Source organism: Kitasatospora sp. NPDC059722 (assembly GCF_042733235.1).
Lineage (GTDB): Bacteria > Actinomycetota > Actinomycetes > Streptomycetales > Streptomycetaceae > Kitasatospora.
This window is the reverse complement of sequence record NZ_JBHWGD010000097.1, coordinates 1-10,394: the sequence shown is the minus strand read 5'-3', so window position 1 is coordinate 10,394 and position 10,394 is coordinate 1. Positions and strand designations below refer to the sequence as shown.

5 protein-coding genes and 1 pseudogene are annotated in these 10,394 nt (G+C 75.9%); all 6 read right to left on the bottom strand.

Annotation, left to right across the window (positions count from 1 at the left end; genetic code table 11):
* Positions 1–690: 690 nt before the first annotated feature.
* Complete coding sequence (locus tag ACFV4F_RS36285; protein WP_380509172.1) at positions 691–2,292, bottom strand: hypothetical protein; 1,602 nt, start codon at positions 2,290–2,292, stop codon at positions 691–693.
* Positions 2,293–2,549: 257 nt separating this feature from the next.
* Positions 2,550–4,340, bottom strand: coding sequence for a GMC oxidoreductase (locus ACFV4F_RS36280; protein ID WP_380435976.1), 1,791 nt, complete (start codon positions 4,338–4,340; stop codon positions 2,550–2,552).
* Between the two features lie 70 nt (positions 4,341–4,410).
* On the bottom strand, positions 4,411–6,054 hold the full coding sequence (locus ACFV4F_RS36275; protein ID WP_380435974.1) for a succinic semialdehyde dehydrogenase: 1,644 nt from the start codon (positions 6,052–6,054) through the stop codon (positions 4,411–4,413).
* A 102-nt stretch (positions 6,055–6,156) separates the two neighbouring features.
* Positions 6,157–7,977 (bottom strand): serine/threonine-protein kinase, encoded by a 1,821-nt coding sequence (locus ACFV4F_RS36270; protein WP_380509169.1) that lies wholly within the window; start codon positions 7,975–7,977, stop codon positions 6,157–6,159.
* Between the two features lie 159 nt (positions 7,978–8,136).
* On the bottom strand, positions 8,137–9,228 hold the full coding sequence (locus tag ACFV4F_RS36265; RefSeq protein WP_380509166.1) for a protein kinase: 1,092 nt from the start codon (positions 9,226–9,228) through the stop codon (positions 8,137–8,139).
* A 633-nt stretch (positions 9,229–9,861) separates the two neighbouring features.
* Positions 9,862–10,394 (bottom strand): annotated as a pseudogene (locus ACFV4F_RS36260) (hypothetical protein); the annotation flags it as partial.

Sequence of the window (10,394 nt, the reverse complement as noted above, 5' to 3'; positions counted from 1 at the left end):
AAACCAAACGGCGACCACCGACATATACACATGCATAGTCGACCGCACCCTCACATGTCTAAAAGAGACAGCCCCGGCACGACCCCCGGGCGCGCGCCCGGGGGCGCACACCACTCACCGTTGCGCGCCGCTACGCGCGTCCCCGTGCGCCGCAATCGACCGAACCACTACGCACCGTGATCATCACCGCGGCGAAGCGGAGCTCGTCGTCACAAAATGGACCGTGCCGAAGTGTGCCGAACCGGTTGCAGACCGAGCCCTCCGTCCAGCACGATGCTCCGTGGAAGCGGTTCTCCCGGCGGCCTACGGCCCACTGTGGAGTCCGGGACCGCTGCCGCCGCGACCTGGGGCGGCAACGGTCGCCACCTCACGCTCCGTGATCGAGTGTCCGGCGCAGGACTGCGCGCCGACCCGACGCACCGCGAGCGTGCGCGCCCCCCGCGCCGCCGGCCACCCACGCCGGAGCCGCACCGGGCGCGGCCCCGAAGCCAACCGAATGACGGCGCTCCTCCCCCGGCGCCGTCACCTCCAGCACCGGCGCAGCCCTGACGCCGCGTGCTGAGCGACAAAGGGCCCCGTTCCCCCGCGGGGCCCTTTGCCCTTTCCGGCGCCGGCCTTTCCGGCCCCGACCTTTCCGGCGCCGACCGGTCCCGCCCGACCTGCCGGGGCCCCGACCTGCCGGGATCCGCGCTACGGGTGGTCGCGCCAGACGCTCGGGTCGACCCTGCCTTCGCCGTCCCGGGGCCCCGCGAGCCGGTCGTCCGCCCCGCCCGTCGGCCCCGACGGCCCCTCGGACGAACCGATCACGTCGCTCACCCCCGCCTCCGGCCGGTACGGCTCGGGCTCCCCGGCGGCGTGCCCGTACCCGGGCCCGACGTGGTCGTACCCGTCCGGCGGACCCTGCGGCGGCACGGCGCCCGCGTACGGGACGGCGGCCGCGCCCCGCCCGCCCGTCGCGGCGGCCAGCAGCGGCGGCAGCGCCAGCGCGCCGATCGCCGCCCAGATCACGTTGGCCGCGAGCAGCGAACCGAAGACCAGGCTCACCGAGTAGCCGGCGGTGGCCGGGTCGGAGCGCGTCCCGCCGCTGCCGAAGCCCGTGGTCGCGGCGCCGGAGAACACCATGAGCAGGGTCAGCCCGACCGCGTACACCACCGCCAGCCGGATCCGGTCGGCCGCGTCGAGCCGACGGCGGTGGGCCGTCCAGGCCAGCAGGACCACCGAGGCGACGGCCAGCAGGCCCGCGAAGCGCCAGGCGCCGCTCTCGCCGTGCAGGTCGAAGAACGAGAACTCCTGGAAGCCCGGGTAGCCGCCCCGCCCGCCGCCCCAGTCCGGCCCCCGGGAGGCGGGCCCGCCCTCGGTCCGGAACGTCGCCCCCGAGCCGATGCCGATCAGCATCAGCCCGAGGTTGGGCAGGAAGGCCGACGACACCGCGGTCTGCCAGCCCTCGCTGTTGGCCGCGACCAGGACGAACGCCACCAGCGAGGCCGTGCCGACCAGCAGCGCGAGCACCTGGCCGGCTGCCAGCCCCGCCACCGCCCAGCCGCGGATCGTCCGGTTGCGCCAGGCCGCCCAGCGCAGCGCGTCGGTGCCGTACACGGCGAACGCGACCAGCCCGGCGAGCAGGGCGCTCCAGCCGACCGCCTGCGGCCAGCCGGCGTCCGCGGTGTAGGTGATCGCCGACGAGCGGCCGAACCCGGTGGGGTTGCCGGGCAGGTAGGGACTCCAGTCCGCCCCGGCGAGCAGGCCGACAAGCAGCGTCACGCCGGCCGCGACAAGCGCGGTGCGCAGCGCCTCGCCGGCCGCCTGGCCGCGGGTCATCTGCTCGGCCGTGCGGGCCTGCCGACGGCGGGAGAGCGTCCGCAGGCCGAGCCAGAGGGCGAGCAGCCACAGCACGGTGACGGTCAGCGGGAGCACCCGCGCCGTGAAGCCGAAGTCGGTGTCGGTGCCCCGCCAGTGGATCGCGTAGGAGAGCTTGAACGGGGCGCCGAGCGCGCCGAGCGCCATCGCGAGGGCGGCGCCGTAGCGGTCGCCGAACCCGGGCATCTGGACCAGGGTGGCGGATTCGTTGTAGTCGCTCGGGATCGCCGCGACCAGCGCGGCGACCAGCAGGACGACGGTCGGCGCGAGGAGCGCGAGGAGCGCCGGGCGCCAGTCCATGCCGGTCAGCCCGCGCAGCGCGGGCGACTGCCCGGCAGCCGGGTCGTACGGCCGCCCGGCGCCCCAGGTGCCCGGCGCGGGAGCGTACCCGGGCGGCGCGGGCGCGTACCCGGGAGGCGGGGGCGGCGGCACCACGGGCGGGGCGGCCGGCGGGCTGCTCGGCGGACCGGCCGGCGGTGGGGGCGGTGGCGGTGGCGCGGACGGCCGTCCGCACGCGGCACAGGCCCGCGCCCCCTCCACCGAAGCCGCACCGCACGATGCGCAGATGGCCATGAACCGCGTTCCCCCCGCTCGACGAGTCCCTGGTCCCCCAGGACGCCCGTTTATCCCATCGGATCCGAACGGATGTCAACCGGCTTCCCGCCCCGGCGCGTTGGCCGCGCAGCCGAGCGTCAGCCGCGCTTCTTCGGCACCTCCGGGACGGCCAGCAGCGGCAGCCGCAGCGCCCCGAACGCGTCCTTCGGCACGGCCGGGCGCACCGGCGCGACGGCCGCGGTGCGGCGGTACTCCGCGCCCTGCTCCGGCCGCGGGTCGGCCTCGCCCTTGTTGGGCCACATCGACATCGCGCGCTCGGCCTGCGCGGTGATCGTCAGCGACGGGTTGACGCCGAGGTTGGCGGAGACCGCCGCGCCGTCCACGACGCTGATCCCCGGGTGGCCGTAGAGCCGGTGGTACGGGTCGACCACGCCGGTCTCGGCGGTGTCGCCGATCGGGCAGCCGCCGAGGAAGTGGGCGGTCATCGGGATGTCGAAGATCTCGCCCACGGTGCTGCCGGCGAAGCCGTTGATCTCCGCGGCGAGCGCCTGGGCGCCCTTCTCGGCGGCCGGGATCCAGGTCGGGTTGGGCGCGCCGTGGCCCTGGGCGGAGGTCAGCCGGGCCTTGCCGAGCAGGTCCTTCTTCAGCGAGACGGTGATCGAGTTGTCCAGCGACTGCATCACCAGGCCGATGATCGTCTTCTCCGACCAGCGGCGCTGGTTCATCGAGCGCGCGAAGGTCACCGGGTGGCTCACCGAGTTGCCCAGGTAGCGCAGCCAGCGCGGGGCCCGACCACCGCCCGCGACCTGGGCGATCGACAGCGCGCCCATCGCGTTCGAGCCCTTGCCGTAGCGCACCGGCTCGATGTGGGTGTTCGCGTCCGGGTGGATCGAGGAGGTGATCGCGACGCCCTTGGTGAAGTCCGCGCGGCTGCCGTAGCGCCGGTCGGTGGTCTGCGCGCCCACCAGCGCCTCGGAGTTGGTCCGGGTCAGCTCGCCGAGCCGGGCCGAGAGCCGGGGCAGGTGGCCGTCCGCGCGCATCCGGTGCAGCAGCGACTGGGTGCCGTAGGTGCCGGCCGCGACCACGACCCGGGCGGCGGTGATGGTCCGCGCGCCCGCCTTGACCCGGTCCGTCTTCGAGCGCGAGTCGGTGCGGCGCACGTCCACCGCGTAGCCCTCGCCCTGCTCCCGGATCCGGGCCACCGTGGTCAGCGGGTGGATCTCCGCGCCGCCCTGCTCGGCCAGGTACAGGTAGTTCTCGGTGAGCATGTTCTTGGCGCCGTGCCGGCACCCGGTCATGCACTCGCCGCACTCCACGCAGGCCTTGCGGGCCGGGCCGGCGCCGCCGAAGTACGGGTCGGCGACCTCCTCGCCGGGCGCGGCCTTGGCCGTGCCGTCGGTGTCCTTGCCGTCCCCGAAGAAGACCCCGACCGGCGCCATGTGGAAGGTGTCCCCGACGCCCATCTTCTCGGCCGCCGCCTTGAGGTGGACGTCGGACGGCGTGACGGTCGGATTGAGCCGGACCCCGAGCATCCGCTGCGCCTGGTCGTAGAACGGCGCCAACTCCGCCTGCCAGTCGGTGATGTGGCGCCACTGACGGTCCTCGAAGAACGCCTTCGGCGGCACGTACAGGGTGTTGGCGTAGTTCAGCGAGCCGCCGCCGACCCCGGCGCCGGCCAGGATCAGCACGTTGGCCAGCAGGTGGATCCGCTGGATGCCGTACAGGCCCAGCTGCGGCGCCCACAGGTAGTTCGGCAGGTCCCAGGAGTTCCGGGGCAGTTCGTCGCGGTCGAAGCGCCGCCCGGCCTCCAGGACGGCCACCCGGTAGCCCTTCTCGGTCAGCCGCAGCGCGGCGACCGAACCGCCGAAGCCGGAGCCGACCACGACCACGTCGTAGTCGAACTCGCCCTGTTCCGGGGACCCCGCCATCTGCCACTGCTCCCTTAGCCGTCCGAATCCGCCCGCACCGCCCACCGGCCGGGCCCCACCGCTGCCCCGCCTACTTGAGGCGCAGCGCCTTCAGCACCCGCAGCCCGCCGGTGAACACCGCCGCGAACTGCCGGTCGTCGAGCCCGAGCGAGGGCGCGAGCGGGAGCAGCCGCTGGGTCGCGATGGTCTGGGCCTCGGTGAACCGCAGGATGCCCTCCGCGCCGTGCCGCCGGCCGAGCCCGGAGTCGCCCATCCCGCCCATCGGCGAGCCGACCGAGCCGTAGGCGGCGGCGTACGCCTCGTTGACGTTGACGGTGCCGGTGCGCAGCCGGGCCGCGACCGCCCGGCCGCGGCGCGGGTTCCGGGTCCAGACGCTGGAGTTGAGGCCGTACGGGGTGGCGTTGGCGGCGGCCACCGCCTCGTCGTCGGTGTCGAAGCGGTAGACGGAGACGACCGGGCCGAAGGTCTCCTCGCCGCAGACCGCCATCTCCGGCGTGACGCCGTCGAGGATGGTCGGCTCGTAGAAGAAGGGGCCGAGGTCGGGCCGGGCGCGGCCGCCGGCCAGCACGGTGGCGCCGGCCTTGACGGCCTCCTCGACGTGCCGGGTGGTGGTGTCCAGCTGGCGGGCCGAGACCAGCGAGCCCATGTCGGCGCCGTACGCGAGGCCGCCGCCCAGGCGCAGGGCCCGGGTGCGCTCGGCGAACTTCTCCAGGAAGGCGTCGGCGACCGAGCGGTGGACCATGAGGCGCTCGATGGAGATGCAGAGCTGACCGGCGGAGGAGAAGCAGGCCCGCACGGCGCCGGCCGCGGCCCGGTCGAGGTCCGCGTCGGCGAGCACCAGCATGGCGTTCTTGCCGCCGAGTTCGAGCGAGGCGCCGATCAGCCGGGCGGCGGCGCGCTGGGCGACGTCGCGGCCGGTGCGGGTGGAGCCGGTGAAGGAGACGTAGTCCGCGTGCTCGACCACGGCCGGGCCGATCACCGGTCCGTCGCCGATCACGACCTGCCACAGGTCGGCCGGCAGCCCGGCCTCGACGAGCAGTTCGCGGGCCCACAGCGCGGTGAGCGCGGTCTGCGTGTCGGGCTTGTTGACGACGGCGTTGCCGGCCACGAAGGCGGGCAGGGCGTCGCCGACGGACAGCTCCAGCGGGTAGTTCCACGGCGAGACGTGGCCGATCACGCCCTTGGGGCGGCGGGCCTCGATCGCCTGGGTGAGCACCGGCAGCGCGCCGCCGTGCCGCTTGTCACGCAGGTACCCGTGCGCGGCGCGCCCGTAGTGCCGGGCGGCCATGGCGACGGCGAGCACCTCCTCGAAGGCGTGCAGCCGGGCCTTGCCGGTCTCGGCCTGGATCAGGTCCAGGACCTCGTCCTGCCGCTTGAGCAGCAGGTCGTGGAAGCGCAGCAGGACGGCGGCGCGGCGGCGCACGGGCAGCGCGGCCCAGGCCGACTGGGCGCGGCGGGCCAGCTGGAAGGCGACCTCGACGTCGGCCGGGGTGGACTGCGGCAGGCTCGCCAGCCGCTCACCGGTCAGCGGGGCGACGGTCTCCACCACGCTGGGCTCGCCGGTCGCGGTGACGCCGCCGGCCAGCCGGGCGACCAGGGACGGCGGGACGGCCCCGGCGACGGTCCGGCCGCCGCCCGGAGCGGCCGGGTTGCCGCCCGCGGGGGCGGCGTCGGGACGTCCGGTGGCCACTGCATCTGCTGTGAGGTCCGACATACGGCGCAGCCTAGGCGCTCGGCGCCCGGCGCGGTACCCGTCGGTAACAACAATCTGCCGCACTCGGGCGAAAGCGGGCGCTCCGCCCGGACGGCGCCGTGGTCAGCGGGTGGGCGTGAAGCTGTTGAGCACCGTCGTGAAGCGCTGGAGGGCCTCGTTCCAGTCGTTGCCCTTCTCCGGGCTGGACGAGTAGATCGCGTAGGCGGTGCCGTCCTCGTCGATGAACTCGGTCTCGACCGCGCGGCGGCGGCCGCCCTCCTTGGCCGCGTAGCTGAACTCCCAGACGGCCGCCTCGTGGCCGTTCACCGCGGTGCTCGCCATCCGGTGCTGCTTGTAGTCCTTCTGCGCCTTGGAGACGCTGGCCTCCATCTCCCGCATGTGCTCCAGCGGCTTGACCGACTGCCCGACGGTGACGGCGAACTGCAGGTAGTGCACCTTGCCGTCGGGGCTGTAGAAGATCTGGTTGTTGTCGCTCCCGAGGATGCGCTGCCAGGCCGGGGACGCGGACGGCAGCACGAAGCGGAACCCGGCCGGGTCCTCCACCCACTGGTAGCCGGCGGGCACCGGCCCGCCGCTCGCCGATCCGGTCGGCACCGGCACGGCCGAGGTGGTCACGGCGGGCGTCGACGGGTCGTCGGCGGGGCCGGCGTCGGAGCCGACGACGTGCCGGGTGGCGAAGAAGGTGCCCGCGGCGGCGACCAGGCCGACGGCCACCGCGATGCCGACGACCTTGGCCAGGCTGCGGCGCCTGGCCGGTCCGCGCGCGGGCGCGATGGTGTGCGGCACCGGCGCGACGGGCCCGGTGGGCGCCCCCGCGGTGATCGGCGCGCCCGCCTGGGCGCCCACGGCGGGAACGTGCGCCGCGGCCACGGCGCCACCGGCCGGAGCGTGCGCCGCGGTGACGGCCGTCTCCGACGAGCGGGCTGCGGCCGGCTCCCCGGCGGTGTCCGGCTCGATGCCGGTGTCCGTACCGGCGTCACCGGCGTCGGCCGCGGCCCCGCCGGTCGTGTCGCTCCGGTCCACGACGGGCACCGACATCGTCGGCGTCCGGACCGGCGCGACCGCCTTCAGGCCGACCGTGTGCCCGGCCTGCACCTCGGCGAGCATCCGGGCCGCCTCGTCCGCGGTCGGCCGCTCGGCCGGGTCCTTGGCCATCAGCGCGGCCAGCACCGGCCCAAGCGGCCCGGCCCGGCGCGGCTCCGGCAGCGGATCGCCCACGACCGCGGCCAGCGTGGTGATCGGCGAGGTCCGGCGGAACGGCGACTGCCCCTCGACGGCCGCGTACAGCGTCGCGCCGAGGCCCCACAGGTCGGAGGCCGGCCCGGGCCGCTCGCCCTGGGCGCGCTCGGGCGCGAGGTAGTCCGGCGAGCCGACGAGGTCGCCCGGCCGGGTCAGCTCGGCGGAGCCCTCGAACTTCGCGATCCCGAAGTCCAGCAGGACGACCCGGCCGGTGCCGCGCTCCAGCAGCACGTTGGCCGGCTTGACGTCCCGGTGCAGCACGCCCAGCTGGTGCCCGCGGTGCAGCGCGGCCAGCACCTGGCTGCCGACCTCGGCGGCGGCGCGCGGCTGGAGGGTGCCGTCCTGGCTGATCACGTCGGCCAGCGAGCGGCCGTCGACCAGCTCCATGACGATCCACGGCCGGCCGTCCTGCTCCAGCACGTCGTGCACGGTGATGACGCCGGGGTGCTTGATCCGGGCCGCCGCGCTCGCCTCGCGCTTCATCCGGGCGTGCAGGATCTCCAGCTCGTCCTCGGGGAGGTGGTTGACGGTCAGTTCCTTGACCGCGACCTCACGGTCCAGCATCCGGTCCCAGGCCCGCCAGACCGTGCCCATGCCGCCGCGGCCGAGCCGATCGCCCAGCTCGTACCGCCCGGCCAGCAGCCGCTCCGTCTCGGCCGTCTCCGGCCGGTCCTGCACGCCCATCGGCGACCGCTCCCCCTCGCTTCGGCTGCCGTCAGTGCGACGGAGGGCCTGGTGCAGACCACTGTTCGAACAAATCCCACGCACACATTAGGCCCACCTCGCCGACCCGGGTAATCTCCCCGGTCCGCCGCGTCCGCGAACCGCGGCCGGGCCGGGCCGTCAGCCCGCGAACATCACCACGGCGACCACCCCCAGCACGAGCAGCAGGAAGACGCCTCCGACCAGCACCGGCCCCAGCAGGGCCGGGGGTATCCGGGGCGGCTTGCCCCCGTCCGTCCCCGCCCCGCGGCCGGCGGACGGCACGGCGGCGCCCCGGCCGCGCCCGCGCGCGGACTTCACCAGCGGACCGGCCGGCCGCAGCACGACCTCCCGGGCCGCCCGCTCGCCGTCGGCCGGCTCCGGCGCGCCCGCCAGCAGCACCGCCAGCTCCCGGCGGACCTCGTCGGCGGTCGGCCGCAGCGCCGGATCGGGCTGGAGCAGCCGCTCGACGAGCGGCGCCAGCGGACCGCAGGAGGCGGACGGCTCGCGCCGGCCGTCCCGGACCGCCGTCACCAGCTCCGGCACCCCGCCCTCGGGGTAGGGCGAACGCCCGGTCAGCAGCCGCTGCAGCAGCACCCCGAGCGCCCAGCAGTCCCCGGCCGGGCCGCCGTCCAGCGGCCAGCGCTCCGCCACCGGGCCGACCAGGGTGGCCCGCACCTCGTAGCGGCGGCGACCGCCGGGCCCGCCGAGGTCCTCGGCCAGCGCCTCCTCGGCCACCCCGGGCAACAGTCCGCCGAGCATCGCCGCGCCGTCCTCGCAGACCAGCACCGACTCGGCGGTCAGGTTGCCGTGGCTGAGCCCGGCCTCGTGCAGCGAGCGCAGCGCGCCCGCCAGGTCCGCCGCCAGCTCGGCCGCCCGGTAGGGCGGCAACGGCCCGACGGCGACGAGTTCGGCCAACGGGACGCCGGCCGGCCGCTCCTCGACCGTCCACAGCAGCTCTCCGTCGACGAACGCCCCGACCCCGCGCAGCAGCCGCGGGTGCCAGGCCGGCGCCGTCGAGCCGACCGCTCCGACCCGCCGGACCAGCCGGTCGGCCTGCGGCGGCGTGCCGTCCTCCGGATCGTGGCCGCCGGTCAGCAGCGCGGGCAGCTCCAGGGCGCGCAGCAGCACCGACTCGCCGGTGCCCTCGTCCACCGCGGTCGCCCGCAGCGCCTCCGGACGGTCCGTCAGCCGGTAACGCCCCGCCAGCACCTGCCCAGGGCCCGCTCGCATGCCAGTTCCTCTCGCTCACCGAGCAGCCTACTGAGCGGCTCTCCCGGGCTCGGCCCCGTGGACCGGACCGATCTGATCGACACCGCGTTCCGGGTCGCCGGCAACGGCGGCCGGGCGACGCGGGCCGAGGCCGTGCGCACGGTCGAGGCGGCCGTGATCGACGGTGAGCGGCCCGTCGCCTCCACCGTCGGCCGCCACCCCGACCACGTCCGCGAGGGCGCGCTGGTCCCGACCACCTACCGGCTGCTCTTCCTGAAGGACGGGAAACCGCCGGTACCGGTTCCGCTTGCCGCCGTCACCGACGCGACCATGACGCGGACCGGGCTCGACGGCGACGCCCTGACGATCATCGCCCCGACCGGCCCCCACGGCTTCGAGGACGCGGCCGGGGCCGGGGAGTTCACCGAGCGGATCAGGACCGCCGCACGGGCCGCGCGGGCCACCCCGCAGGCGGCCGCCTCCCTGACCGAGGCGCCGTCCGCCCCCGCCCCCGAGGAGCCCGGCGCGGGCGGGCGACCGCTGGACCGGCTGGAGCGGTCGGCCGCCCCGCACCGCTCCGGGGCGCTCACCGACCAGGAGTTCGCCGAGGCCGAGGAGCGCCTGCCCGGCCGACCGGCCCGGCCGACCGCCGGGTTACGGCGCGGGCTGGAAGCTGGCGAACGCCTCGTCCCTGGCCTGGGAGTTGGCCGGGGCCGCCCAGTCGGCGTCCGGCGTGGTCCAGTAGATCGCGTAGCCGTACTTGGCCGGGCTGCCGGTCACGAAGCCGCGGTTGAGCGAGTGCATCCTCGGCGTGCCGTTGGTCCACTCCCAGTCGGCCGCGTTGCTCCACTGCCGGTAGCCGACGGCCGCGAGGTTGACCCGCTGGTAGTTGGTCACCTGCGCACGCAGGCCGGGCTCGGCCTCCTGCCAGTCCGCCAGCGCGCTCGGGTCGGGGCTGGTGGTCCACTCGATCCGCAGCGTGCTGCCGTTGCCCTGGAAGGTCCGGCGGGTGGCCTCCGAGCCGCTCTGCTGGAGCCAGTCCGGCAGCACGACCGAGAAGCCGGTCGGGTCCTTGTACAGGTGGTACCCGGCCGGCACCGCGCCGGCCGGGGCCGCGCGGGCCCCCGGCGGGGCGGCGGGGCCGACGGCCCCCCGGGGCGGCCGTGGGGCGGTCGCGCGGGGGCGCG

What these genes read in the sequence shown, in the direction of transcription:
- ACFV4F_RS36280 (WP_380435976.1), bottom strand. Translation starts at nt 4,340, where the DNA reads ATGGCGGGGTCCCCGGAACAGGGCGAGTTCGACTACGACGTGGTCGTG.
- ACFV4F_RS36275 (WP_380435974.1), bottom strand. Translation starts at nt 6,054, where the DNA reads ATGTCGGACCTCACAGCAGATGCAGTGGCCACCGGACGTCCCGACGCC.
- ACFV4F_RS36270 (WP_380509169.1), bottom strand. Translation starts at nt 7,977, where the DNA reads ATGGGCGTGCAGGACCGGCCGGAGACGGCCGAGACGGAGCGGCTGCTG.
- ACFV4F_RS36265 (WP_380509166.1), bottom strand. Translation starts at nt 9,228, where the DNA reads ATGCGAGCGGGCCCTGGGCAGGTGCTGGCGGGGCGTTACCGGCTGACG.